Source organism: Aquibium sp. ELW1220, from assembly GCF_030398385.1.
Lineage (GTDB): Bacteria > Pseudomonadota > Alphaproteobacteria > Rhizobiales > Rhizobiaceae > Aquibium.
In genome coordinates, this window is sequence record NZ_JAOAOQ010000002.1 from 23112 (window position 1) to 49222 (window position 26111).

The following is a 26111-nucleotide window of genomic DNA, read 5'->3' on the forward strand; positions in this document are numbered from 1 at the left end:
AGGCGAGGCTGGCCGAGGCGGGACCCATGCTGGACGTCAAAGACCTCTCGGTCGAGGTCGGCCCCGGCGGCGCCCGCGTCGTCGACGGGCTGGGGTTCCGGCTCGACGCCGGCGACATGCTGGCGCTGGTCGGCGAATCCGGCTCCGGCAAGACCATGGCCGCGCGCGCCGTGCTCGGCCTGCTGCCGCCGCCGCTCGTAACCGCGCCGCAGAGCGTCATCGCCTTCGACGGCCGTGACCTGACACGGCTCGGGGCACCGGCGCTCAGGGCGGTGCGCGGCGGCGAGATCGGCATGGTGTTCCAGGAGCCGATGGTGTCGCTGAACCCGGCCATGACCATCGGCGAGCAGATGGCCGAGGGCCTGCGGCTGCACCGCGCGATCAGCGCGGGCGAGATCCGCGACCGGTCGCTGGCCATGCTGGAACGCATCCGCATCCAGCATCCCGCGCGCTGCCTTGCTGCCCATCCGCACGAATTCTCCGGCGGCATGCGCCAGCGCATCATGCTCGCCTCGGTCATGCTGCTCGAGCCGAAGCTGCTCATCGCCGACGAGCCGACCACGGCGCTCGACACGCTGGTGCAGCGCGACGTGCTCGACCTGATGGTGGAGCTGACCCGCGAGAAGGGCACCGCCGTGCTCTTGATCAGCCACGATCTCGGCATGGTCTCGCACTATGTCCGCGACGTCGTCGTGATGCGCGAGGGCAAGGCGGTGGAAAAGGGCCCGAGCCGCGAGGTGCTGCGCAGCCCGCGCCACGACTACACGCGCAAGCTGGTCGATGCGCTGCCGCGCCGCTCCGCCGGCGGCGCGCGCGGCGCCGTCTCGCCCGAGCCGCTGGTCGAGCTCGAAGGCGTTGTCATCGACTATCCCGGCCGCGCGCGCCTGTTTGGCCGCACCGACGCCAAGCGCGCCGTGCATGGCGTCGACCTCGTGGTGCGGCGCGGCGAGACGCTGGCGCTGGTCGGCGCTTCCGGCTCGGGCAAGACGACGCTCGGCCGCGCCATCGTCGGCCTCGTGCAGCCTTCGGCGGGCACGATCCGCTTTCGCGGCGAGCCGATCGACACGGGCCATGGCGCGACGGCGCGGCGCCAGCGGCGCGACATGCAGATCGTCTTCCAGGACCCCTATTCCTCGCTCGACCCGCGCCAGCGCGTCGGTTCGATCGTCGAGGAACCCCTGAAGCTCGACCGCGGCCTGACGCGCGCCGCGCGGCGCGCCCGCGTGGAGGAGGTGTTCGGCGAGGTCGGGCTGCCGCTGGCCTTCCTCGACCGGCTGCCGCACCAGCTCTCCGGCGGCCAGCGCCAGCGCGTAGCGATCGCCCGCGCCATCGTGCGCCGCCCGGCCTTCGTGGTGGCCGACGAGCCGGTTTCGGCGCTCGACATGACGGTGCAGAAGCAGATCCTGCTGCTCATCCGCTCGCTGCAGGCGCGCTACGGTTTCGCCTGCCTCTTCGTCTCGCACGATCTCGGCGCGGTCGAGCAGGTCGCCGACCGCGTCGCGGTGATGGAGGACGGCCGCATCGTCGAGCTCGGCGAGCGCGACGCGGTGTTCGACGCGCCCGCCCATCCCTACACCCGCCAGCTGCTCGACGCGGCGATGCTGCTCGACCGCAGCTTCGCGGGCGAGGGCCAGGCCGCGCAGCAGGCTTGATCGCCCCCAGCCAGGAGGGACAGGCATGACCGTGATCGGCGAAATCAGCGAGCTCTGGCGCTATCCGGTGAGCTCGACCGGCGGCGAGCGGCTCGCCGAGGCACGGATTGCGGAAGGCGGCATGGCCGGCGACCGGCTCTGGGGCATCGTCGACCTGCGCGACGGCACCGTGGCCGGCCCGGAGACGCGGCGCCACTGGCGCCCGGTGCCCAACCTCGCCTCGCGCCTCGGCCCGGACGGGCCGCAGATCGGCCGCGGCGACGAATCCTGGCTCGATGCCGGCAGCGCAAAGGCCGATGCGCTGGTCAGCGGTTTCCTCGGCTTTCCCGCCGCGCTGCGCCCGCACGTGCCCTTCGGCACGAAGCGCGACGACCACGTGACGCCGCGCTACGGACGCGCCGACCTGCACGTGCTGACGACCGCCTCGATGCGGGCGCTCGGCGACCTGCTCGAAGACCCGGCGCAGATCGACCCGCGCCGCTTCCGGCCCAATCTCGTCATCGACACCACGCCCGCGCTTTCAGGCTTCGTCGAGCATGGCTGGGTGGGCAGGCGCCTCGCCATCGGCGACCTCACGATTTCGGTCGCCGAGCCCTGCGCACGCTGCACCTTCACCGCGCTCGCGCAGGGCGAGCTGGCCTTCGAGCCGGCGGTGCTGCACCAGATCGCACGCCATGGCGAGGGCGGCTTCGGCGTGCTGTGCAAGGTGGAGGCCGCGGCCTCGATCCGGATCGGCGACGCCGTCCGGCTGATCGGCTGAGACGGCCGGCTCTGACGGCTGACTGTCGCCGCAGCTCCAGCGTCGTCATCGTCGGGCTTGTCCCGAGGATCTGCTTGCGTCCTGGCGATCTTGCCGTTGCAAGGAGCGTTCCGAAGCGCCAACCGCGCGGCTGTCGCAGATCCTCGGGACAAGCCCAAGGATGACGGCGGTGCGATGTCGCACGTACCTTCTGGCCGGCAGGAGGCAAAGGAGGTGCGGCCGGACAGACGTCGGAGCCGCAGGCATGATCCCTGCGGCCCCTGCCTTCGACTGCCGTCCCGGACGGACTACTTCGTCTTCCACACGCCCCAGGCGCGGGTCTTGTCGGCGGGCCAGGCGGAATAGCCCTCGACGCCCGGCGCGACCGCGTCGATGACCGGCTCGTAGTAGAGGCCGAGGATCGGCACGTCCGCCGCCATCAGCGCATGGATCTGCTTGAACAACGCCTTGCGCGCCTCGACGTCGGTCGTCTTCGTCGTCTCGAGGTAGAGCTTGTAGGCCTCGTCGTTCTGCCACTGCCGCGTCGGCGTCCTGGACTTGTCGCCGATCAGGATGCCGTAGAGCTGCGACGGGTCGAGCCGCGCCGAATAGCCGAAGGACTGGATCTGGAACTTGCCGGCGAGATAGTTGTCGAGCTGTGCGGCCCAGTCGAGCACCTCGAGTTCGGCATTGATGCCGGCCGCCTGAAGCATGGCCTGCAGCAGGATCGAGTTCTCGTACATGCCCTGGTAGCGCGTGTTGGTCTGGATCTTGATCGGCTCGCCCTTGTAGCCGGCTTCCGTGAGCAGTGCCTTGGTCTTCTCGGGGTCGTAGTCCGGCCAGGCGAGGAAGTCCTCGTCGAAGAAGGCGCTGGCCTGCGCGACCGCCGAAGGATTGGCTTCCGACAGCCCGCTGGTGCGCACCGTGGCGATCTGGCCGAAGTCGACCGCATGCGCGAGCGCCTGGCGCATCTTCACGTTCGACAGCAGCGGATCGTTGGTCTGCAGCAGGATCGGCGTCCAGGAGAGGCCCGGCGTCGACGACACCGTGATGCCGCGGCTCCTGGCCTCCTCGATGCGGCTCGATTCGAGCCCCGGCAGAACGTCGACCTCGCCAGCAAAGAGTGCGGTCTCGGCGGCCGCCGTGTCGGGGATGATGAGGAAGTTGACCGCATCGACATGGGCCGTGCGATCACCGGCGAGCCCGCTCGCGGCTTCCGCCAGCGGCTTGTAGTCGCCGTAGCGCTCCAGCGTGACGAACTGGCCCTTTTCCCAGGTGCCGAGCCTGAAGGAACCGCTGCCGATCGCGGAACCGGCGATCCAGGTGCCGTCCGCGCCGATGTTCTTCGGGCTGGCGATCCAGCCATTGCACTGGACGTTGGCGAGCTGTGCCAGAAACAGCGCGTTGGGCTCGTTGATGCGGAACACCACCGTGCGATCGTCCGGCGTCTCCACCGCCTCGACCTTCAGCCCCTGGCTGCCGTCGAAGAAGGGATTGCAGAACCATTCCTTGCCCTTGGAGACCCGCCAGTCCCAGATCGTCCTGACGTCGGCCGACGTCACCGGCGACCCGTCATGGTAGGTCGCGCCCTCGCGCAGCGTGAAGGAGTAGGCGCGGCCGTCGTCCGACACCGTCCAGGACTGCGCCAGCACGGGTCCGATCGACAGATCGTCGCGAAATCCGACCAGCGTCTCGAAGATGTGGTGCAGCACCGTGTCGGTGTTGGCGTCGCGGTTGAGGCCGTCGGTGCCGCGGATGTCGGCATTCATGCGCACCGTGAGCGTGCCGCCCTTGGCCGGCTCCTGCGCCAGGACCGGAGCGGCGACCAGCAGCGCGGCGCCGGCCAGAAAGGATGAAATCGTCAGTCTTCCCATCGTCTGAAGTTCCCTTGTCTCGTGTTCCCGTTCATGGTCAGGCCGTGCCGGGCTCGTCTGGCGGAGCCCGTGCGATGGTTCAGGCGGGGCGCGCCGCAGCCAGCGTCTCGGCGAAGAAGGCCTTGACGTGCTTGAGCAGCGTGCGGTCGTCGTGGGCGACGCCGGGCTCGACGTCGAGCCGCACGGCGATGCCCTGCGCCTCGAGGCTCTGCTTGAGCGCGCCGATGCGGTCGTTGCGGTTGGCGCCGGCCAGGTCGGCACCCGGCATCCACCAGGGATCGTCGGGCGTGATGGTGATCTCCCAGGTCTCGGTATCGGCGCCGCCGATGACGGCCTGCACCGCGACCTTGCGCATGGCATCGACATCGACCGGCTTGCCGAACAGCGCCTCGAAATTGCGCAGACCGACCCACCAGTCGTGCTCGAAGTCGAGCAGCGTCACCACGCCCGGCGCGCCGATGGAGGCCGCGAGCAGGCGCTCGGGATGCAGATAGAGAAAGCGGTGGGTGAAGTGGCCGCCGCCGGAGAAGCCGTACATCATCACCCGATCGCCTTCGATGCGGTAGCGCTCGCGCATCTCCTCGACCATGTCGAGCAGCACCGCGTCGTAGTGCAGGTCGCCGTGCCGCAGCGCCTTGTAGGTCGACAGGTCGCCGGGAAAGCAGATGTTGGTGGGGAACAGCGGGCACAGCACGATGACGCCGTGCTGCTCGGCGAAATCGGCGAAGGCATCGCGGTAGCGCTGCATGCCGCGCTCGGTGCCGTGCACGATGACCGCCAGCGGGTAGGTCCGGTCGCCGTCTTCCTCGTAGTCCTGCGGGACGTAGGCGCAGTAGGCGAAGCGCTGGTCGAAGCGCGACGCATAGACCGTGGTGTGGCCGAAATCATAGTAGGACAGCGTCTTGCCGTGCCCCGGCACCTTGCGCATGCAACCGCACTCCTTCTGATACGGGAGCACTATTTCATGATTTTGTGATCATGAAAAGCATCTGATTTCGCGGTCGATCGCATTCCATGGCCTTTTGAGCACACAATGAGGATGCGGCCGCACCGGCCTGCAATCGCCTCGCTGCCTCGATGACGTAGCGAATGCCGCGGGGCCGGCGGGGTCGGTGGTGGACTTGGGAAGGGGCCCCTCTCCGCCGGCTTCGAACAAGGCGAGCGGGCGCAGGCGGCCGCTTGCGAACGGCGCCAGGTTTTCTGGCAGGCGTGTCCGGCACGGTCCGCCAGACCGGACTTGCCGCAGTGGGGTGCTGCGGGGTCGCCTGGAAGCGCGCGCCTGCTGCAGGCGGGGCCGTCAGACCGCGCGGTTGTGTGTCGGGGCGCGCCCGCCGCCGTCCGCCACGAGCACTGCGCCCGTGACGAAAGAGGCGTCGTCGGAGGCGAGGAACAGGCAGCAGGCGGCGATCTCCCGCGGTTGCGCCACCCGCCTCAGAGCGATGCGGCTCTCGAGGGCGGCGAACTCTTCCTGGACACTCGTGCCGTTCGCCCGCGCGGCCGCCTCCATCTCCCACTCGCTCATCGGCGTGCGCACCCAGCCGGGTGCGACCGCGTTGACGCGGATGCCGTCCGGGCCGTGCGCGTAGGCGAGGGTACGCGAGTAGGAGACGAGTGCCGCCTTGCTGGCGGAATAGGCGGCGTTGACCGGGCTTGCGTTGAACGCCCCGACGGAGGCGATGTTGACGATCGCGCCGCCGGCGCGCTTGAGCAGCGGCAGGGATGCGCGGCAGACCTTCATGGTGCCGGTGGTGTTGACCGCGAAGCTGCGTTCCCAGACCTCGTCGGCGAGGGTCTCCGGCTCGTCGAGCAGGATGATGCCTGCCGCATTGACCAGAATGTCCAGCCGGCCGCGGCAGGCGTCGATCGCGCGGGCGATTGCCGTCTCGTCCGTCACGCTGCCGTGGACGGCCACGCCTTCGGTCGCGGCGGCTGCGTCGTCGAGCGCCTCTCCGCCGAGACCGAACAGCACCAGCGACGCGCCTTCCTGCGCGAACAGGTCCGCCGTCGCCCGGCCCATGCCGGTCGCGGCGCCGGTGACCAGCGCGATACGGCCGCTCAGTCGTCCGGTCATGAAAGCCCCCAGCGGTCCTCGACGGCGTAGCCGGTCTCCGGAAGCGTCGATCCGCCGTCGACGACGATCGTCTGTCCGGTGACGTATCTGGCCTCGGCAGATGCCAGATAGAGCATGGCGAAGGCGATGTCGTCGGCCTCGCCCATCCGGCCCATCGGGATGTGGCGACCGATGGCGGCCTGCTTCTCGGCCGTCGACAGGGTGCCCCGCCCCGGCTTGGCGATGAAGCCCGGTTCGACACCGTTCACCGTGATCCCATCGCGGGCCAGTTCGAAGGCCGCGCCGCGAACGAAGGCGTTCACGCCGGCCTTGGCCGCCGAATAATGCGCGCCGCCGCCCATCGCCACGCGCGCCGACACCGACGAGGTCACCAGGAGACGGCCGAAGCCGCGGGCGCGCATGTGCGGCGCGCAGGCCTGCACCAGCCAGACGAAGGCGGAGAGGTTGATATCGAGCGCCTCGCCCAACTGCCCCTCGTCGAGCGCATCGATCGACGCCCAGGGACAGCCGCCGGCATTGTGGACGGCGATGTCGAGACGGCCTTCTTCGCCGACGAGGCCGTCGACCATGGCGCGCAACCCGGCCCGGCCGGTCCCGGGCCAGGCGACGGTCCGCACCGAAAGACCGCGTGCCGAAAGGCGGCCGGCGAGGTCCGCGGCCGGATCGGGCGTCCGGTTGCAGATCGCGACGCAGGCGCCTGCCTCGGCCAGCCGCGTGACCGCGGCTGCCCCGATGCCGCGGCCGCCGCCGGTCACAAGCGCCACGCGCCCGGTAAGGTCGAAGGCCATCGGCTCAGAGCGCGTTAATCAATCGAGGATGCGAAAGAATGCCCATCGAAATCCTTGGGATTTTTGGCTTAAGCTGCGCGGAAACGGGCATTCTTTCACATCCTCTCAGGCCGCGCCGTGCGCGACGACCATGTCGGCGAAGCGGGCGAAGGCTTCGGTGTGACGGTCGACATCGGCGTCTGCGGTGGCCGGGCACATCAGGAACATGGTGTGGAACGGCGTCACGAGGATGCCCTCGTTCATGTAGACGGCGTGAAGCAGCGTCTCGAGGTCGCCGCGCCGCGTCGCCGCCACCTCCGCGCCGTTGCGTGGCGGCGCCGGGATGAACATGATTTCAGCCCGCGCGCCGATCTGGGTGACGTGCCACGGCAGGCGGCGCTGCGCGATCACCGCGCGCGCGGCATCGGCCAGCCGGGCGGCGCGGGCGAGCATGACGGCGTAGTTCGCGGGCGTCAGCACCTCCTCCAGCACGGCGCGCATGGTGGCCACGGTCAGGGCATTGCCGGCGAGCGTGCCGCCGATGCCGAAATGCGCCGACTGGCGCTGCCGCGGGTTGACGAAGGGCACGACCTGCCAGAGCCGCTCCGCGACCGTTGCCGAAACGCCGAAGATGCCGGCCGGAATGCCGCCGGCGATCGCCTTGCCCGCAACGAAGATGTCGGGCTCGAGCCCGTTCAGGGCCGTATAGCCGCCCGGCCCGCAGGACAGCGTGTGGGTCTCGTCGATGACCAGCACCGTTCCCGTGCGCCGCGAGAGTTCCCGGACGGCGGCGTGGAAGCCCTCTGCGACCGGGATCATGCCGAAGTTGGTCATCAGCGGCTCCATGACCACGCAGGCCACGTCGCCCGGAGCCAGCGCCTCCTCGAGGGCCGCGACGTCGTTGAACTGCACGACCTTGGAGACGCGCGAATGGTCGACGCCGTTCGGGTGGATCATGTTGCGCATCCGCAGCCGCCCGTCATGCAGCTCGACATGCGCCTCATCGATGCCGCCGTGGTAGCATCCCGAAAACACCAGCACCTTGTCGCGGCCGGTGATCATGCGGGCGATGCGGATCGCGCCGCGGTTGGCATCGGTGGCGGAGGTCGTCAGGGTCCAGTAGGGCAGGCCGAAGCGGCGCGCCAGTTCCTCGCCCACCCACAGGCTGTCCTCCGTCGGCATCATGTGGGTGGTGCCGCGTTCCAGCTGCCTCACCGCCGCCCGCGTCACCGCCGCCGGCGCGTGACCGCACATGCCGCCGGTGTCGCCCAGGCAGAAGTCGACATAGTCGTGTCCGTCGATGTCGCGGACGTGGCAGCCGCGGGCCTCCTCGACATAGACCGGAAAACCGCCCGCCCAGCGCCGCATCCAGTGCGACGGGCCGCCATAGAGGAAATGCTCGCGCCCCCTCGCCCAGGCCTCGGCCGAGCGCGGATGCGTTTCGGCGAAGCGCGCCTGCTCGGCGTCGATGAGCCCGTCGATCGTTCCGGACATCCGGCGGGTGGGAGAGTTCATCACAACGATATCCATGCGGTCTTGAGGTCGGTGAATTTGTCGAGCGCGTGCAGCGACTTGTCGTGGCCGTTGCCGGACTGCCCGATGCCGCCGAGCGGCACGGTCAGATCGGCACCGCCATAGGTGTTGACGTGCACCACGCCGGCCCGGACCGCCCGCACCATCCGGTGGGCGCGCGACAGGTTCGACGTCCAGACGGCCGAGGCGAGGCCATAGGGCGTGGAGTTGGCCAGCGCCACGGCCTCGGCCTCGCCCCTGAAGGACATGACGCCCAGCACGGGTCCGAAGACCTCCTCCTGCGCCAGATGCATGGACGGCTCGATGCCGGCGAAGACCGTCGGTTGCATGTAGAAACCGCCGGTCTCGGTCAGGATCCGGCCGCCGCCGGTCACGAGCCGGCCACCCTCTGCCTCGGCGCGGCGGACGAAATCGAGGTTCTTCGACAGCTGGTCCTCGCTTGCCACGGCGCCCGCTTCGGTGGCGAGGTCGAGCGGGTCACCGACCCGCATCGCGGCGGCGATCGAGGCCACCCTGGCGACGAAATCGTCGTGGACCTGCTCCTCCACCAGCAGGCGCGAGCCGGCGACGCAGACCTGGCCCGAATTGCGGAAGATGCCGTAGGCGGAGACCTTCGCCGCCTGTTCGAGGTCGGGCGCATCGGCGAACACGATGTTGGGCGACTTGCCGCCGAGTTCGAGATAGCAGCGCTTCAGGTTCGACCGGGCAGAGTATTCCAGCAGCCTGCGCCCGACCGGACCCGAGCCGGTGAAGGCCATGACGTCCACGTCCATGTGGAGGCCCAGCGCCTCGCCGCAGACGGACCCCTTGCCGGTGACGACGTTGAGCACGCCCTCGGGCAGGCCGGCCTCGGCACAGAGCTCGGCCAGCCGCAGCAGCGACAGCGAGGCGATCTCGGCCGGCTTGAGCACCACGGAATTGCCGGCGGCAAGCGCCGGCGCGATCTTCCACGCCCCGATCATCATCGGGAAATTCCACGGCACGATGGCCGCGACGACGCCGACCGGCTGGCGGTGCACGAGGCCGAGGACGTTCGGCGCCGTCGGCGCGATCTCCCCATACACCTTGTCGATCGCCTCGGCGTAATAGCGGAAGGTGGCCGCGGCGCTGCCCGGCTCCGCCTTCAGTGCCATGGCGATCTCGGTGCCGTTGTCGCGCACGCCCAGCACGGCAAGCTCCAGCGCGTGCCTGTCGATGAGTTCGGCGATGCGCAGCATGACCTTCCTGCGGTCGGAGGGTGCTGCCCGGGACCATCTCCCGGCCTCGAAGGCGCGACGCGCCGCTGCGACGGCGAGGTCGACGTCCTCGCGGCGGGCCTCGGCGATGGTCGTCAGGAGACGCCCGTCGATCGGCGAGATCACGTCGCGCCGTGCGCCGCCGACGGGCTCGCGGAACCGCCCGTCGATGAACAGGCCCCGCGCCGCGACCTCGGTGAGCCGGAGCGAATCGATGCGTGTCTGGTCAGACATTGCCGGTCCCCTTCCTGCGGTCCCGCACCACGCTCACGACGTGCAGCACGATGGCGATGACGATCATCGAGAACAGCACGAAGGCGATGGGTCGGTTGATGAAGTCCCACGGCGTCTCGACCCTCGCCATGGCCGTGCGGAGCTTGGCTTCCATCAGGCCGCCCAGCACCATGCCCAGAATGATCGGCGATGTCGGCCAGTTCAGGCGTTTCAGGATGAACCCGAAGACCCCGAACGCGGCGGCGATGGCGCAGTCCTTCAGCGAGTTGCGCAGCGAGTAGACGCCGATCAGACTGAAGGTGAGGATCATCATGCCGAGGAACCGGTTGGGGATCAGCATCACCTTCATCAGCGAATTGGTGGAGACCAGAAGGAAGAGCACGACGAGCACGTTGAGGATGAACAGCGCGATGTAGAGCGCGACGACGAAGTCGAGCTGGTTCTGGAACAGCTGCGGCCCCGGGATGACGTTGTGGACGTAGAACACCGCGAGCATCATCGCCGTCAGCTCCTCGCCGGGTATTCCGAGCGCGAGCAGCGGGATCATCGCGGCGGCCGGCACCGAATTGTTGGCGGCCTCCGAGGCAACGATACCCTCCGGGTTGCCCTTGCCGAACAGTTCCGGCGTCTTCGACGTCTTCTGCGCGTAGCCGTAGGACATGAACTGCGACATGAACTCGCCGACGCCCGGGATCATCCCGCAGATCACGCCGAAGCTCGACGCCACCGTCGCGACCCGCTTGAAGCGCAGGATCTCCGACATCGACGAGAAGAACCCGGATTTGGCCAGCGGCGGCAGTTCGTATTTCTGGTCCTTGCCGGACAGAAGGATGAAGGCCTGGCTCAGGGCGAACAGGCCGAGCACGACGACGATCAGGTCGATCCCCGAGGCAAGCCAGGTCTGCCCGAACGTGTAGCGCTGCGTATAGCCAGCCCCTTCGAGACCGACGGTCTTGAGGAAGATTCCGTAGCAGACCAGCATGCCGGCGGCGAGAACCTGGCCGCGATGCGTCACCACCACCAGGACGATGCCGAGGAGGGCCGCAAGGAAGATCTCGCGGGCCCCGAACATCGGCGCGATGCGGGCGAGCACCGGGGCGAGCAGGATCAGGCAGACGATGGAAAAGATGCCGCCGAAGAAGGACGAGGAATAGGCAAGGCCGAGAGCACGCCGCGCCTCGCCGCGCCTGGTCATCGGGTAGCCGTCATAGGTCGTCAGCGCGTTGACCGGCGTTCCCGGCGTGTTGATGAGGATCGCGGGGATGGCGCCGCCGAACATGGAGGAACCATAGATCCCCAGAAGGGCGGTGAGACCGACGATCGGCTCCAGCGAGAAGGTGGCGGGCAGCATGATGGCGATCGCCACCGCGGCGCCCACGCCGGGCATCGCGCCGACCATCACCCCGCCGATCGATCCGATCAGGAGGGCCGCGATCACGTCCCAGCGGGCAATGATTTCCAGTCCCGACAGAAAGACGTCCATGGAACCCTCAGAAGTAGCGGATCATGATGTAGCGGAGGGTGTCGGGCAGGTATTCGTAGACTGCGCCGCCCGGGATCTTCACGTTGAACAGGGACTTGAACAGCAGCACCACGAACAGCGCGAACGACGCCGCGGCGGCGAATGCGAGGCCGGACCGGTAGCCCGCACGCCAGGTCATGAAGAGGCAGAAGGCCAGCGTCGCCCCCAGATATCCGACAGCCGGTATCGCCGCGACGTAGAGCAGGTACCAACCGACATGTTCGAGCGAGCGGATCCAGACGACGACTTCCCTCCAGCGTCCCGGCGTCCGCGCCGAACGGCTCGTCGCCACGAGGTTGGCGAAGGCGAAGAGCGTCATGCCGACGAGGCTGATCAGAGGCCAGGTACGGGGTTGCGCGGCGAACCCCTTCCCCGGCAGCACGCTCGTCTGCCAGAAGATCATGGACAGCAGTGCGAGTGCGGTTGCCAGGAAGATCAGGGAGTAAAAGAGTTCGCCGGGCCTGCGCGCTTCGGGGAAGACGTGCGGCGTTGCGTTGTCGTGTTCCATCGAAGCCGGCTCCGTAGACCCGAAGCGCCGGAACGTTTTCCCGGCGCTCCGTTTCGGTTCAGTTGCCGATCATCGCGTTGATCTTTGCGATCGTCGCCTTGTCGGTTTCGATCTGGCGCGCGGCCGCCTCGGCATCCTTCCAGTAGACGACGGCGCCGGTGTCGGCCGAAAGCTTCCTGACGCGGTCGGAGGCCATGGTTTCCTTCGCCACCGCGATGATCTTCTCGCGGACATCGGCCGGCGTGTCCTTGTGCACGAACAGGCCGTTCCAAAGCGACACGTTGAGTTCCGGCGCGATCGAAGCGAGCGTCGGAGCGTCCGGAACGACGCTGATCGGGCCGTCGGTGATGGTCGCCAGGATCTTCACCTGATCGAGGCAGGGAAGGATCTGCTGGATCGTCGTGTTGATCACGTCGAAATCGCCGGAGGCCAGCGAGTTGCAGTCCAGCGCATCGTTCGAGGCTTCCGTGCCCCACTCGAAACCAAGCTGCTTGGCCGCGGCGAAGGTCGCCTGCGTGGGAAGGAGGAACGACCCGAAGTGACCGAGCGCGACCTTGTTGTCCTTGGCGTGGGCGGCCAGTTCCTGCATCGTGGCATAGGGTGCGTCCGCCGAGGTCGCGATCACGAAGGGATAGGTCAGGAAGATCCCGAGCGGTTCGAATGGATCCGGGTTGAGTGCCGGAATGCCGACGTCCGGTCCGACCACAGGCACGTCGACGACGAACGAACCGATCGTGTAGCCATCCGCCGGTGCGGCGGCCGCCTCGGCGGCACCGGGGAACGGACCGCCGTCGCTCGGCTTGTTGATGACGGCAGCGGCGACCCCGTACTTCGCCTGGAAATCCTCCGCGATCATCCGCGTCAGCACGTCCTCCAGATCCCCGGGTGGGAAGGGGACGACGAAGCCCACCGGCTTTTCCGGATATTCGGCCTTCGCGACGCCGACGGACATCAAGGCCATGACGGCACCCGTCAGCAGGGCACCTCGCAATGCGCTCATCTGTTCTCTCCTCGTTGGTGGGCCGGCTGCCCACGATCCCCTTGTTGTCGGTTCATTATTTGAACCATTATTTCAAATATAGACTTGCAAACCGGCGGCGGTCCTGTCAACCTCTTTTCTGACGGTACGGAAGGACGGGTCGGAGGAAGCATTTGAGCACGGTGGACAAGGCGATATCGCTGCTCGACCTGTTCAGCATCGACACGCCGGAACTCGGTCTTTCGGAGATCGCGCGCCGCGCCGGCTACGACAAGGCGACGACGCGGCGGCTGTTGCTGTCGCTGTCGCGCCACGGCTTCGTCGAGCAGGATGCCGAGACGCGTCACTACCGGCTGGGGGCCGGGCTGACCCGGCTCGCCCGCATCCGCGAGGCGCGCCTTCCCCTGCTGCAGACCGCGCTGCCGTTTCTTCGCGACCTGGCGATCGCGACGTCGGAGACGGTGCATCTGTCCGAAGCCGGCAACGCATCCCTTCTCACGGTGCTGGTCGAGCATCCCGCCCGGGCGAACCGGGTCAACGTCAACGTCGGCGAATACCTTCCCCTGCACTCGACCGCGTCGGGCCTCGCCTATCTCGCCCATGCGCGCCCCGATGCGGTGAAGGCGGCGCTCGGCAATCCGCTCACGGCTTTCACGTCGCACACCGTCACCGAGCCGGGAGCCATCCTCGCGGAGGTCGAAGCCACGCGGGCGCGAGGCTACTCCATCATGGACCAGGGCTTCGAGGACGGCGTCTTCAGCGTCGCCGCCGCGATTCTCGGTTCCGGCGGCTACGCCATCGGGACGCTGGCCATCGCGGCGCCGGTGGTGCGCACGACCAAGGCGCTGGCGGCCGAACGCGGACAGGCCGTCGCGGCCGCCGCGCGCCAGATCAGCGAACGCCTCAGCGGCGAGGGGTTCGGTGCCCTGAGGAAAAGGGCTTCCGCATGACGGGGGAGAATCAACGGATGCAGCCAAGGATCCTGATCATCGGAACCGGCGACACCAAGGCCGACGAACTCGAATTCATGCGCATGAAGATCGCGGAAGCCGGGGGGCTGCCGCTGATGCTCGACGTCAGCGTGCTGGGCGACCCGCCCTACCGACCCGATTTCGACAAGGACGCCGTGGCGGCCGCAGGCGGCTCGACCATTCCGGAAATCATCGCGATGGGCGACGAGAACAGCGCCATGACGGTGATGGCCGCCGGTGCGTCGGCCCTGACGAGACGGCTCCACGACGAGGGCCGCATCGACGGCGTGATTGCCCTCGGCGGCACGATGGGCACCGACCTCGCGCTCGACGTCGCACTCGCGCTGCCTCTGGGCGTCCCGAAATTCGTCGTCTCGACCATCGCCTATTCGCACCTCGTACCGCCGGAGCGCATCGCCACCGATCTGATGATGATCCTGTGGGCGGGCGGGCTCTACGGATTGAACTCGACCTGCAGGGCGGTGCTGTCCCAGGCCTGCGGTGCCGTCGTCGGCGCCGCGCGCGCGGCAGAACGCCCCGACCTTCGGCGCCCCATCGTCGCGATCAGCTCGCTCGGCAAGAGCTGCCTCACCTACATGGTTCCGCTGAAACCGGAGCTCGAGAGGCGCGGCTACGAGGTGGTGATCTTCCACACCACGGGAATGGGCGGCCGCGCGCTGGAAGCGATCGCCGCGCAGCGCGGTTTCGCCGCCGTGCTGGACTTCAGTCTCCAGGAACTGGCCAACCATCTGTCCGGCTCGGTGGTCACGTCCGGCGCCGACCGGCTCGAAAATGCCGGCCGGGCCGGCGTGCCGCAGATCGTCGCGCCCGGCGCCATCGACATGGTCGACTTCCCGACATGGCAGCCGGTGCCCCGGCAGTTCGACGGGCGCCCTTACCATGCGCACAACCGGCTGCTCTCGTCGGTGACCAGCGACGGCGAGGGACGTCGCGCCATCGCCCGCGCCATCGGCGCCAAGCTCGCGACGGCCGCCGGCCCGACCGCCTTCATCCTGCCGGCCGGCGGCATCCAGCAGTGGGACCAGGAGGGAGAGCCGCTGCACGAACCGGCCGCGACGGCCGCGTTCGTCGACGAGATGCGCGGTTGCGTGCCCGGCAACGTCGTCTTTCGCGAAATACCCGGACACATCAACGGCAGCGCGTTCGTCGCGGCCGCGCTGGACATCTTCGATCGCTGGGCGGCCGAAGGCATCATCGCCCCCGGGGTGCCCTCGTGAACCCGCCGTCGGCCCTCGTGCTCGATTTCGGCGGCGTGGTGACCCGCACGCTGTTCGAGACGCATCGGCTTTCCGAGGCGGCCCTCGGTCTGCCGCCCGGCAGCCTGACCTGGCGCGGCCCCTTCGCGCCCGAGACGGACGTCCTCTGGCGCCGCATGCAGGACGACGAGATCAGCGAGCGCGACTACTGGATGGAGCGCACCCGAGAGGTGGGACGGCTGGTGGGCGAGGAATGGTCCGCCATGGAGACCTTCGTCCGGCGCGCCCGGGGCGCTGATCCGGAGGCCATCGTCCGGCCGGAGGCGCACGCGGCGATCCGCGTCGCCCATGCGGCCGGCATCCGCCTCGCCGTCCTGTCGAACGAGCTCGATCTTTTCTACGGTGCCGATTTCCGGCAGCGGCTGCCGCTGCTGTCGCTGTTCGATCCGATCGTCGACGCGACCCATACGGGTATTCTCAAGCCCGATCCGCGCGCCTACGCCGCGGTGGCGGATGCCCTCGGTGTGCCGGCCTCGTCATGCGTCTTCGTCGACGACCAGGCCCGGAACGTCGCCGGTGCGGGACGAGCCGGAATGCGGGCCGTTCATTTCGAGGTGCGCGATCCGCACCGTTCCTTCAGCGAGGCGCTCGCCCATTTCGGGCTTGCCCTCGACCTGCCCGAAAGCGTCGCCGAGAGGACAGACAATGCGTGACACGAACTTCCTCGCCGAGAATAATGCCCGGCAGATCTGGCACCCGATGGCGCATCCCGCAGAGATGCGCAGCCAGCCGCCGCGCGTCATCATGAAGGGCGAAGGCGCCCATGTCACCGATCTGGAGGGCCGCACGGTGCTCGACGCGGTCGGCGGCCTCTGGAACGTCAATCTCGGCTACAGCTGCGATCCCATCAAGCAGGCGATCGCTGCCCAGCTCGATGCGCTGCCCTACTACTCCGGCTTCCGCGGAACCTCCACAGGTCCGTCGATCGAACTCGCCTGGGAACTGACGCAGTGGTTCGAACCGGAGGGGATGACGCGCGCCTTCTTCACGTCCGGCGGGTCGGATTCCGTCGAGACCGCGCTGCGCCTCGCACGCCAGTACTGGAAGATCCGCGGCCAGGCCGACCGCACGAAATTCATGGCCCTCAAGAAGGGGTATCACGGCACGCATTTCGGCGGCGCCTCGGTCAACGGCAACGCCAATTTCCGCCGCAACTACGAACCGCTGATGCCCGGCGTCTTCCATATCCCAGCACCCTACGCCTACCGCAATCCCTTCGACGAGTCGGATCCCGAGACCCTGGCCAGGCTGTGCATCCGGGCGCTGGAAGACGAGATCGCCTTCCAGGGCGGCGACACGATCGCCGCCTTCATCATGGAGCCGGTGCTCGGTGCGGGCGGTGTGATCGTGCCGCACGAGAGCTTCATGCCGCAGGTGCGCGAGGTCTGCGACCGCCACGAGATCCTGCTGATCGCGGACGAAGTCGTCACCGGCTTCGGCCGGACCGGCGCCTGGTCCGGTTCGAGGCTCTCCGGGGTGAAGCCGGACATGATGACCATCGCCAAGGCCATCACCTCCGGCTACTTCCCGCTCGGCGCGACGATGATCGGCGGCAAGGTCGCCGAAGTGTTCGAAGCCGACAGCACCAGCTTCGGCGCCATCGGCCACGGCTATACCTATTCCGGCCATCCGGTCGGCTGTGCCGCGGGCCTCGCAGCGCTTTCAGAGACGCGTCGGCTGAAGCTGGACGAGAACGCCGCAGCCCGGGGCCTGGAACTCGCCGAGGCGCTGGAAGGCCTCAAGGGCAGACACGACATCGTCGGCGACGTCCGCTGCAAGGGCCTGATGGCCGCATTGGAGCTGGTTTCCGACCGTGCCTCCCGCAAGCCGGCCGACAAGGGCGTCATGAAGCGCGTGGCGGACGCCGCCTATGATGCGGGGGTCATGCTGCGCGTGTCCGGTTCCAACATCATCCTGTCACCGCCGCTGGTCCTGACGGCCGAACAGGTGCGGACCATCACCGCGGCCCTCGACGTCGGTCTCGCGGCCGCCTGAGACGGTCGGCCGGCCCGGACGATCCCGGGCCACCCGCGCCGCTCTCCTCCCTGGCAAACGGGTGCCGCGTCGCGATGTTGCCATTGCGGAACTGCCTGGCCGCCAGGCACGAGGCAGACCGCTGCGACATCATGCCCGCGGACGCTGCCGCCTCGGCTTCACCCTGAACGACGTTCGAACCGGCCGATCCGGCGTCCTGCCGCCGCGATCAGCAGCACGGCGGCTGCGAGCGGCACCGCCACCGCCAGATCGTCCAGCATGACGCCCACGCCCCCATGGAAGCCCTCGATCTGGTCGAAGGGCCATGGCTTGGCGTGATCGAGGGCGAGGAACGCGGCTGCAAAACAACCGCCGGCCAGCCAGCCTGTCCGTCCGATCAGCGCCATGCCCGCCAGATAGCCCGCAACCTCGTCGACCACGATGCGGCGGTCGTCCTTGAGAGAGACCAGCGCTTCCCACGCATGTGCCGCCCACATGCCAGTGACACCGACCAGAAGCGCCGCGACGACGAGCAGCAGGGGCGACCGGCCGGAGAGAAGGACGGCCAGCGGAACGACGCTGGCGACTGCCAGACCGGCGCGCAGCGGCTCGACCAGGCCCATGCCGAACCAGCTGCCGACGACGATCGCCGGATGGAGCAGGAAGACGCTCTCCGGAAGGACGGCGATGTGGAAAGACGCAAACATGTCCTGCTCGCTGCGGTGGGTGCGCCCGTCCATATGGTGAGCGAACGGCCGAATCCAATGCACCCGGTGCCGGACCGGGATCGGCAACGGCTTCCCCGCGCGTCCCGCCCGCGCTTCTTGTCGACGGCATGTTTCGGTGCGAGGGCGCTGGTGCCGCGCGCGGCAGGGATGATCGCCGAGCCTTCCGCCACCGGATTGACCGGACGGCAGGTGTATCGTATAGTGTAATGGTGTTTCTATATAAGAAACAAAAGGGAGGAATGCAACATGAATATCCGCAGCGGCCTTCTCGCCGCACTTGTTCTGCTCGCGCCGGGCGCCGCACTCGCGCAGGACGTCACGCTGAAGTTCGGGCACGCGGCATCGTCGAGCCACCTGTTCCAGGACGGGCTGGTCATGTTCGCCGACAAGGTCGCCGAAAAGACCGGCGGCAAGGTCAAGGTCGAGGTCTTCGGCGATCGGCAACTGGGCGACGACAAGCAGCTTCTCGAGGGCATCCAGCTCGGAACCATCGACGGGGCGCTGGTCTCGGTGCCGACGATTCCGCTGACGCTGAACGCCCCCGCCTTCGACGCGCTCCAGCTGCCGTTCCTGGTGCCGAGCTACGACAGGATGGCCGAAGTGCTCTCCTCCGACGTGGGCCAGCAGATGCTGGATACGCTGGGGGCGACGGGCATCAAGGGTCTCGGTTACATCGAGGCCGGCCAGCGCCACTTCCTGTCCCGCACGAAGCCGGTGCGATCGGTTGCGGACTTCGCGGGACTGAAGACGCGCATCGTTCCCACGCCGCTCCACAAGGCGATCTGGGAAGCCGTCGGCACGAACCCGATCGGCATGGCCTATGGCGAGGTCTTCTCGGCGCTGGAGACCGGCACCATCGACGCGGTGGAGATCAACCTCTCCTCCGCCTTCGCCGAGAGCTTCTACGAGGCCGCCAAGAACGCGACGCTGACCGGCCACTATTTCTGGCCCGGCGTGCTGATGATGGGCGGGCCCCGGTTCGACGGTCTGCCGGATGACGTGAAGACAGCCATCGTCGAGGCCGGGCACGAGGTCATCGCAGAGCATTATGCGCTCGCGCGGGACCAGGAGGCCGAAATCGCCAGGAAGCTGGAAGAGAAGGGCGTCATCATCTCGAAGCTCGACGATCTTGACGTGATGCAGGCACGAATGAAGCCGGTCTTCGATTCCTGGGTCGCCAAGGATCCGCTGATCCAGACCTTCGTGGACGCGGTGCGTCAGTCGAACTGAGCGAAACCGGGCGGCGCGCCGGACCGGCCGCCGCCCCTCTCCAGTCATCCATCAGGTGCGGGCGCCTTGCGACGGTCGTGTTGCCGTCACGGTGGAGGCATGCCCGCGAGGAGGCCGATCGATGCTCGCATTGCGACGCGCTTTCGACGCGGTGGTATCCACGGTCGTCGTCTGGATGCTGATCGTTCTGCTCGTGGTGATGACCACGCAGGTCGTCCTTCGCTACGGCTTCTCGGCCTCGCTGATCTGGGCCGAGGAGACCTCGCGCTACCTCCTGATCTGGGTCACATTCCTGTCGATCGTGCTGGCCTACGAGCGCGGCGAGATCGCCAGCGTCCCGATGCTGCGGGACGCGCTCCCGCGCAAGGCCGGGCTCGTGCTGGCGATGTTCGCCAATGTCTGCGGGATCGTCCTGCTTGCGGTTCTGGTCTGGTACGGCCTGGTCTATGCCAACCGGCTCGGCTCCGCCCCGATCCCGGCCATGAAGTTCCTTCTCGGCGACCTCTTCGGCCCCGGTTTCCCGACGCCCGCCATGTACTGGGTCTACGTCTCCCTGCCGATCGGCCTGTCCATCCTCGCCCTGCGGCTGGCCGTGGACATCATCCTCTACGGGCGGATGATGGCAACGGGGGAGAGTGCGGCCGACCTTCGCGACGGCGGCGTCCCGGAGGGACATCCATGATCCTCTATCTGGGCATCTTCTTCCTCGCCCTGCTCATCGGCATGCCGGTGGCCCTCGGTCTCGGCGCGGCGTCGCTCGTCTACCTGCTGATCGAAGGCCACGGCCACCTGCTCGTCGCCTTCCCGCAGCGGATGATCGCCGGCATCGACAGCTTCCTGCTGCTGACGATCCCCTTCTTCATCCTGGCCGGCAACCTGATGGGCGCCGCCAACCTGACCGGTCACATCGTTCGTGCCGCGCAGTTTGCGGTCGGCCGGATCAAGGGGGGCCTGGCCGTCGTCAACGTCCTGTCGAGCTTCCTCCTCTCGGGTTCGAGCGGCGCGGCGACTTCGGAGGCGGCCGCCGTCGGCGGCATCATGATCCCGCCGATGAAGCGGGACGGCTACCCGCCGGCCTATGCAGCGGCGCTGACGGCGGTGGGCTCGCTGCTCGGGCCGATGATTCCCCCGTCGCTGCCGCTGATTCTCTTCGGCGTCCTCACGGGCACGTCGATCGGCGACCTGTTCCTGGCCGGCATCCTACCCGGTCTGCTGCTGGGCAGCCTCCTGATGGCCTACGCCCTGTGGAAGGGCCGGCGCGAAAACCATCCCGTCGCCGCCCCCATCCCGCGCGAGGAACGCCGCGGCATCCTGATCGCGACGCTCCCGGCCGTCGTCCTGCCGATCTTCATCGTGGTCGGCATCCGCAGCGGCATCTTCACCCCGACGGAGGCAGCCGGTGTCGCCTGCATCTATGCGCTGGCGATCGGCTTCCTGGTCTATCGTTCGCTCACCTGGGAGAAGCTCAGGACGAGCTTCTACGACACCGCCACGATGTCGGCAGGCGTGATGCTCGTCGTCGCGATGGCCAGCATGACGGGCTTCGTGCTCGGCATCGAGAGCCTGCCGCAGAAGGTCGCCGCCCTCATCCTGGGGCTGACGGACTCGCCGGTGCTGCTTGTCGTCCTGCTCAATGTCATCCTGCTGGTCCTGGGCCTGTTCCTGGAGCCTCTAGCGGCGATGGTCCTGATCATTCCCGTCCTGAACGCCCTGTCGCCGTCGATCGGGATGGATCCGGTGCAGATGGGCGTAATGGTGGTGCTCAACCTGATGATCGGCATGTGCACGCCGCCGGTGGGCCTCGTGCTGTTCATCGTCGGTTCGATCGCCCGGACGCCGATCCAGGCGGTGGCACGGGCGGCCCTGCCGATGCTCGGCCTGTGCATCATCGTGCTGGTGCTGGTCGCGACCCTGCCCGGGCTGTCGCTGTTCATTCCAGACCTGTTCCGGTGAGGCCGTCATGAGCGTCGAACTCGACAAGTCGGTCAACCAGTCCACCCAGATGGCCTTCATGATCATCGAGGTGATGGCCGAGATCGGGCATCCGGTCGGGCTCTCCGACCTGGCGCGCCGGATCGGCGTGTCCAAGGTCCGGGTCTTCCGCTTCCTGCGCACGCTCCTTTCGCTCGGCTATGTCCTCCAGGATCCGACGACCGAGAAGTATCGGCTGTCCTACAAGCTCTACCACCTCGGCCAGGCGCTGGCCGATTCGACCGACATCCTGCGCGAAGCCCGGCCCGTGATGGTCGAGCTGCGCGATGCGACCGGCTTCACCGTGTCCTTCTCGCAGATGGAGGCGACGGGCATGCGCATCCTCGACATGGTGCGCACCGAGCAACCGGTCGCCATCGTGACCCGGCCCGGCGCGCTGCTCGACTTCCATGCGTCGGCACAGGGCAAGATCGCGCTGGCATTCGGCGGCGCACAGCTCGCCAGAACGGCGTTGCGGCAATGGACCAGCGAGACGCCGACCGATCGCAGCCTCGTCGAGGGCGAGGTCGATGCCGTCAAGGTGCGCGGCTGGGCCGATGCACCCAACCAGACGCTGCAGGGGGTTACCGCCGTCTCCGCGCCGATCTTCGACATGAAGGGCGGGTTCGTGGCGACGCTGACGATCGCCGGCCCCACCAACACCATCGGGACGCCGCCCGCCGAACGCTTCATCGAGGCGCTGACCGGGGCTGCCCGCAAGATCTCCACGAATCTGGGAAATACGGACCAACGCGCATGACAAGATACTCGCTAGCGGTGGACATCGGCGGCACCTTCACCGATGCCGTCCTCCTGGCCGACGACGGCCGCACCTTCGTCGACAAGACGCTGACGACGCATGGCAACCTGCTCGAGGGCTTCTTCCGCGGCGTCGATCTGGTGATGGGGCGGGCAGGCATCGCGCCGTCCGACGTCAACGATGTGGTCGTTCATGCCACCACGGTGGTCACCAATGCCCTCATCGAGCGGAAGGGGCCGCCCGTCGGACTGATCCTGACGAAGGGTTTCACCGACATCCTCTACATCCGCGATGAACATCGCTACGACATGTACGATCCCCAGATCGAGTTCGCCGAGCCGCTGATCCCGCGCGAGCGGACATGGCCGCTCGACGAGCGCGTCCTGGCGGACGGCACGGTCGAGAAGGGCGCAAGCGAGGCCGAGATCGCCACCATCGCGCGGGAATGCCGGTCGCGCGGCATCCAGTCCGTCGCCGTCAGCCTCATCAACGCCTATCGCAACGGCGAGAACGAAGCGCTGGTAGCCGAGATCTTCGCGCGCGAGACGCCGGAAATCTTCGTCTCGCTGTCGTCGGTGATCGCGCCGCAGATGCGGGAATACCTGCGCACTTCCACGGTCGCCATCAACGCCTATACCGTGCCCATCACCCGCCCCTATCTCGAAGCGCTGATCGCCGAGCTGGAGCGGCGCGGCTTCACGCAGCAGCCGCTGATCATGCTGTCGAACGGCGGCGTGATCGGCGCGGCGCGTGCAGGGACGCTGCCGGTCAGGATGATCGAGAGCGGCCCGGCCGCAGGCGCGCTGGTCGCCTGCTACTTTTCCCGCATGTTCGGTCTGCCAGACCTGATCTCCTTCGACATGGGCGGGACCACGGCCAAGGCCTGCATGATCCAGAACCACGAGCCGCTGGTGACCAGCACGTTCGAGGTAGATCGCCGCTACCGGTTCAAGCCGGGTTCGGGCATGCCGATCACCGTGCCGTCGATCGACATGATCGAGATCGGTGCCGGCGGCGGCTCCATCGCCTGGGTGGACGAGCTCGGCCTGCTGCGGACGGGACCCGAAAGCGCGGGATCTATCCCCGGCCCGGTCTGCTATGGCCGCGGCGGAACGGAGCCCTGCGTGACCGACGCCGACGTGGTGCTCGGCATCCTCGATCCCGACCGTTTCCTGGGCGGCGACATGAAGCTCGACGCGGACGGCGCACGGGCCGCCATCGCCACGCTCGGCGCGCGGATCGGCCTCACGTCCGAGCAGGCCGCCTGGGGAATGTACGAGGTCGTGTGCGAGCAGATGGCCGCCGCCGCGCGCACCCACGCCACCGACCGCGGCGTCGACTATCGCGGCCTGCCGATGCTGGCCTTCGGCGGCGCCGGCCCGGTGCATGCCTGCCTGGTGGCCGACCTGATCGAGTCGACGCAGGTCATCTATCCGCCGCTGGCTTCGGTGCTCTCGGCCTTCGGAACGCTGGTGACGCCGGCGCAGATCGATCTCGTCCGCAGCCAGCTCGGACTGATCGACCGGTTCGATACGGCGACCGCCCGCGACTTCGTCAGCCAGATGACGGAGGAGGGAACCGCGGCCCTGACCGAGGCGGGGCTCGCGCCCGCCGACATCGGCTTCGTCTTCGGTGCCGACCTGCGCTACTTCGGCCAGCAGTCCGAACTGCGGATCGAACTTCCCTTCGACCCCCGCGCAGGCCTCGACACCGCTGCCATGCGCGCGATCTTCGACAGGGAATACGTCGCGCAGTACGGGCTGAAGCTCGACATGCCGATCGAACTGGTCAACTGGCACGTCACCGCGCGCGGCAGCCTGCCCGATCGCGCAGCCGCCCATGTGGCGAAAGGAAACAGCCGCCCGACGCCGCGCAGCCGCATCGTCCACATCCGCGGCAAGCCGGTCGAGACGGCGGTCTATTCCCGCACCGAGTTGATGGAGGACGATCCCATTGCCGGCCCGGTGATCGTGGAAGAGCGCGAGACGACGATCTTCGTCCTGCCCGGCTGGACGATCCGCCTGCACCCCAACGGCAGCCTCGTTGCCGACAAGATCACGGAGCGCTGAACATGGACGGTGTCGAACTTCAGATCCTCTGGTCCAACGTGATCGGGATCGTTTCCGAGCAGGCCCGCGCGCTGCAGCGCATCGCCTTCTCGCCCATCGTGCGCGAGGCGGGCGACCTGGCCAACGGCATCTTCGACGCCCGCGCCCGCATGGTGGCGCAGGCGGTGACGGGGACGCCCGGCCACATCAACTCGCTGGCCGCCGCGGCCGCCAACCTGCTCAGGCATGTCGATGCCGACAGCCTGAAGCCCGGCGACGTGCTGATCACCAACGATCCCTGGATGTCGGCCGGCCACTTCTTCGACATCACCGTCCTGTCGCCGATCTTCCGGGGAGACAGGATCATCGGCTATGCCGGCTCGACGATCCACCACACCGACATCGGCGGCTACGGCATCGGATCCGGCGCGCGCGACATCCACGAAGAGGGACTGTGGATCCCCGTCCTCAAGCTCTACGAGGCGGGGGTGCGCAACGAGACCCTGTTTTCGATCATCACGCGCAATGTCCGCACGCCCGACGCCCTGCTCGGCGATCTCGGCGCGCAGGTGTCCTCCGGCATGATCGCCTCCCAGCGCCTCAACGCGCTGTGCGACCGCTACGGCCTGGACGACATCGAGACGCTGGCCGACGAGATCATCGCGCGGTCCGACAAGGCGACGCGCGAATCGATCCGGGCCCTCCCCGGCGGGACCTTCCATGGCGAATCCACCTTCGACGTCCCCGGCGGTGACCGGATCACGCTGAAGACGGCCGTGACCATCGACAACGAGGCCGGCGAGATCACCGTCGACTTCGCGGGATCGTCCGGCCGCAGCCCGCGCGGCATCAACGTCGTGCCCGCATACACGCAGGCCTACGCGACCTTCGCGATCCGCTCCACGCTCAATCCGGACCTGCCGAACAACGCGGGATCGCTGGCGCCGATCAGGATGAAGCTGCCGGACGACTGCATCGTCAACGCCACCTATCCGTCTCCGGTGAATGCCCGGCACGTGGTCGGCATGTACGTGCCCTTCCCGATCCTCAACGCCCTGGCGCAGGTGGTCCCCGACAAGGTCGTTGCCGAAGGCTCCGGCGCTGTGTGGACGGTGCAGATCCAGGGGCAGGACAGCGAAGGCCGGGCCTTCACCTCGTCGATGTTCAACTATTCCGGCGGCATGGGCGCGCGCGCAGGCAAGCCGGGCATTTCGGCCGTCTGCTATCCGACCGGCGTCTCCGCCGTTCCGGTCGAGGTGCTCGAGGCCGCCTACCCGATCGTCTTCACCTGCAAGGAACTGGAACGCGGCTCGGGCGGAGGCGGCCTGCAGCGGGGTGGTGACGGCCAGCGGATCGGCTTCCGGATGCGGACGACCCAGCCCTGGCTGCTGAACACCGTCCCCAGCCGCCTGCTCGAGGCGCCACAGGGGCTCGCCGGCGGCGAACCCGGACGGGCCGGACAGTTTCTCGTGAACGGCAAGGCGACCGTGCTGTCGGGCAAGACGGACATGAAGGCCGGCGACGAGGTGATGATGATCACGCCGGGCGGCGGCGGCTTCGGTGCGCCGGCGGCAGCCGGAGCCGATGGCTAACCGATGGAGGAGAGACGGATGAGCGAGCTTCAACCCTTTCGCATGCCCGTGAAATGGGAGGACCTGCCGCGCTTCACCGTGCGCGAGCACGTCAGCCGGGCAGGCTTCCGCGGCGAGGACGTGCTCCTGGTCATGAACTGGCTGGAGCCGGGCATGACCATCGGCATGCACAAGCATCCCTTCGAGCAGATAGCCGTCGTCCTGACCGGCCGGATGCGCTGGACCGTCGGCGACGAGACCTTCGAGGTCGGCGCAGGAGAAGTGCTGCGCGTGCCGCCGGACGTAATGCATGGCGGCATTCCGATCTCGGACGAGGTGGTCATGAACCTCGACATCTTCTGCCCGATCCGGAAGGACTATCTCGAGATCGTCGACCATCAGGCCGCGGATTTTCCGCCCGCGGACGACTGAGATGATCGCCCCGGCAGCCAGCCATCACCTTGCCA

The 26111-nt window shown here is 68.0% G+C and carries 23 protein-coding genes; 13 read left to right on the top strand and 10 right to left on the bottom strand.

The window, feature by feature from the left end; genetic code table 11:
- Positions 1–26 precede the first annotated feature (26 nt).
- Both N1F91_RS02055 and N1F91_RS02060 read left to right on the top strand, forming a co-directional pair.
- Complete coding sequence (locus N1F91_RS02055) at positions 27–1652, top strand: ABC transporter ATP-binding protein (protein WP_289989818.1); 1626 nt, start codon at positions 27–29, stop codon at positions 1650–1652.
- Positions 1653–1677: 25 nt separating this feature from the next.
- Positions 1678–2412: an MOSC domain-containing protein gene (locus N1F91_RS02060; protein WP_289989821.1), complete on the top strand. Its 735-nt coding sequence runs from the start codon at positions 1678–1680 to the stop codon at positions 2410–2412.
- 287 nt (positions 2413–2699) lie between these two features.
- Here the strand turns inward: N1F91_RS02060 and N1F91_RS02065 are convergent, their stop codons facing one another.
- The 9 genes from N1F91_RS02065 to N1F91_RS02105 all read right to left on the bottom strand — a co-directional run bounded on the left by N1F91_RS02065 (position 2700) and on the right by N1F91_RS02105 (position 13135).
- Positions 2700–4265: an ABC transporter substrate-binding protein gene (locus N1F91_RS02065; RefSeq protein ID WP_289989823.1), complete on the bottom strand. Its 1566-nt coding sequence runs from the start codon at positions 4263–4265 to the stop codon at positions 2700–2702.
- 79 nt (positions 4266–4344) lie between these two features.
- On the bottom strand, positions 4345–5193 hold the full coding sequence (locus N1F91_RS02070) for an alpha/beta hydrolase (RefSeq protein WP_289989825.1): 849 nt from the start codon (positions 5191–5193) through the stop codon (positions 4345–4347).
- A gap of 369 nt (positions 5194–5562) precedes the next feature.
- Positions 5563–6336, bottom strand: a complete 774-nt coding sequence (locus tag N1F91_RS02075; protein WP_289989828.1) for an SDR family oxidoreductase — start codon at positions 6334–6336, stop codon at positions 5563–5565.
- A complete protein-coding gene (locus tag N1F91_RS02080) occupies positions 6333–7124 on the bottom strand; it encodes an SDR family oxidoreductase (protein ID WP_289989829.1) in 792 nt (263 codons plus the stop codon). Before N1F91_RS02080 ends, N1F91_RS02075 begins: the two co-directional genes overlap by 4 nt.
- Positions 7125–7229: 105 nt before the next feature.
- A complete protein-coding gene (locus tag N1F91_RS02085) occupies positions 7230–8618 on the bottom strand; it encodes a transaminase (RefSeq protein ID WP_289989831.1) in 1389 nt (462 codons plus the stop codon).
- On the bottom strand, positions 8618–10105 hold the full coding sequence (locus tag N1F91_RS02090) for an aldehyde dehydrogenase (RefSeq protein ID WP_289989832.1): 1488 nt from the start codon (positions 10103–10105) through the stop codon (positions 8618–8620). The genes N1F91_RS02085 and N1F91_RS02090 overlap by 1 nt, the downstream gene beginning before the upstream one ends.
- On the bottom strand, positions 10098–11588 hold the full coding sequence (locus N1F91_RS02095) for a tripartite tricarboxylate transporter permease (protein ID WP_289989834.1): 1491 nt from the start codon (positions 11586–11588) through the stop codon (positions 10098–10100). The genes N1F91_RS02090 and N1F91_RS02095 overlap by 8 nt, the downstream gene beginning before the upstream one ends.
- A 7-nt stretch (positions 11589–11595) precedes the next feature.
- Positions 11596–12135, bottom strand: coding sequence for a tripartite tricarboxylate transporter TctB family protein (locus tag N1F91_RS02100; protein ID WP_289989836.1), 540 nt, complete (start codon positions 12133–12135; stop codon positions 11596–11598).
- A 58-nt stretch (positions 12136–12193) separates the two neighbouring features.
- Positions 12194–13135, bottom strand: a complete 942-nt coding sequence (locus tag N1F91_RS02105; protein WP_289989838.1) for a tripartite tricarboxylate transporter substrate-binding protein — start codon at positions 13133–13135, stop codon at positions 12194–12196.
- A gap of 161 nt (positions 13136–13296) precedes the next feature.
- Between N1F91_RS02105 and N1F91_RS02110 the strand changes: the two genes are divergently transcribed.
- Genes N1F91_RS02110 through N1F91_RS02125 form a run of 4 tightly spaced genes read left to right on the top strand, consistent with a single transcriptional unit; the run spans position 13297 to position 17357 of the window.
- Entirely contained in the window at positions 13297–14064 is a 768-nt protein-coding gene (locus N1F91_RS02110) for an IclR family transcriptional regulator (protein WP_354670518.1), read from the top strand.
- A 17-nt stretch (positions 14065–14081) separates the two neighbouring features.
- On the top strand, positions 14082–15323 hold the full coding sequence (locus N1F91_RS02115; RefSeq protein WP_289989841.1) for a Tm-1-like ATP-binding domain-containing protein: 1242 nt from the start codon (positions 14082–14084) through the stop codon (positions 15321–15323).
- Positions 15320–16015: an HAD-IA family hydrolase gene (locus N1F91_RS02120; protein ID WP_289989843.1), complete on the top strand. Its 696-nt coding sequence runs from the start codon at positions 15320–15322 to the stop codon at positions 16013–16015. Before N1F91_RS02115 ends, N1F91_RS02120 begins: the two co-directional genes overlap by 4 nt.
- Entirely contained in the window at positions 16008–17357 is a 1350-nt protein-coding gene (locus N1F91_RS02125; protein ID WP_289989845.1) for an aspartate aminotransferase family protein, read from the top strand. Before N1F91_RS02120 ends, N1F91_RS02125 begins: the two co-directional genes overlap by 8 nt.
- 158 nt (positions 17358–17515) lie before the next feature.
- Here the strand turns inward: N1F91_RS02125 and N1F91_RS02130 are convergent, their stop codons facing one another.
- Entirely contained in the window at positions 17516–18043 is a 528-nt protein-coding gene (locus tag N1F91_RS02130) for a phosphatidylglycerophosphatase A (RefSeq protein ID WP_289989847.1), read from the bottom strand.
- Positions 18044–18310: 267 nt separating this feature from the next.
- Here N1F91_RS02130 and N1F91_RS02135 point away from each other — a divergent pair, with 267 nt between their 5' ends.
- The 7 genes from N1F91_RS02135 (at position 18311) to N1F91_RS02165 (ending at position 26076) form a co-directional block, all read left to right on the top strand.
- On the top strand, positions 18311–19294 hold the full coding sequence (locus N1F91_RS02135; RefSeq protein ID WP_289989848.1) for a TRAP transporter substrate-binding protein: 984 nt from the start codon (positions 18311–18313) through the stop codon (positions 19292–19294).
- A 121-nt stretch (positions 19295–19415) separates the two neighbouring features.
- Entirely contained in the window at positions 19416–19976 is a 561-nt protein-coding gene (locus N1F91_RS02140) for a TRAP transporter small permease (RefSeq protein WP_289989850.1), read from the top strand.
- Positions 19973–21247 carry a TRAP transporter large permease gene (locus N1F91_RS02145; protein WP_289989852.1) on the top strand — a complete coding sequence of 425 codons (1275 nt, stop codon included), beginning with the start codon at positions 19973–19975 and terminating at the stop codon, positions 21245–21247. Before N1F91_RS02140 ends, N1F91_RS02145 begins: the two co-directional genes overlap by 4 nt.
- A gap of 7 nt (positions 21248–21254) precedes the next feature.
- On the top strand, positions 21255–22025 hold the full coding sequence (locus N1F91_RS02150; protein WP_289989855.1) for an IclR family transcriptional regulator: 771 nt from the start codon (positions 21255–21257) through the stop codon (positions 22023–22025).
- On the top strand, positions 22022–24094 hold the full coding sequence (locus N1F91_RS02155; protein WP_289989857.1) for a hydantoinase/oxoprolinase family protein: 2073 nt from the start codon (positions 22022–22024) through the stop codon (positions 24092–24094). The genes N1F91_RS02150 and N1F91_RS02155 overlap by 4 nt, the downstream gene beginning before the upstream one ends.
- Before the next feature lie 2 nt (positions 24095–24096).
- Positions 24097–25665, top strand: coding sequence for a hydantoinase B/oxoprolinase family protein (locus tag N1F91_RS02160; RefSeq protein ID WP_289989858.1), 1569 nt, complete (start codon positions 24097–24099; stop codon positions 25663–25665).
- Between the two features lie 18 nt (positions 25666–25683).
- On the top strand, positions 25684–26076 hold the full coding sequence (locus N1F91_RS02165; protein WP_289989860.1) for a cupin domain-containing protein: 393 nt from the start codon (positions 25684–25686) through the stop codon (positions 26074–26076).
- The last annotated feature ends 35 nt before the right edge of the window (positions 26077–26111 follow it).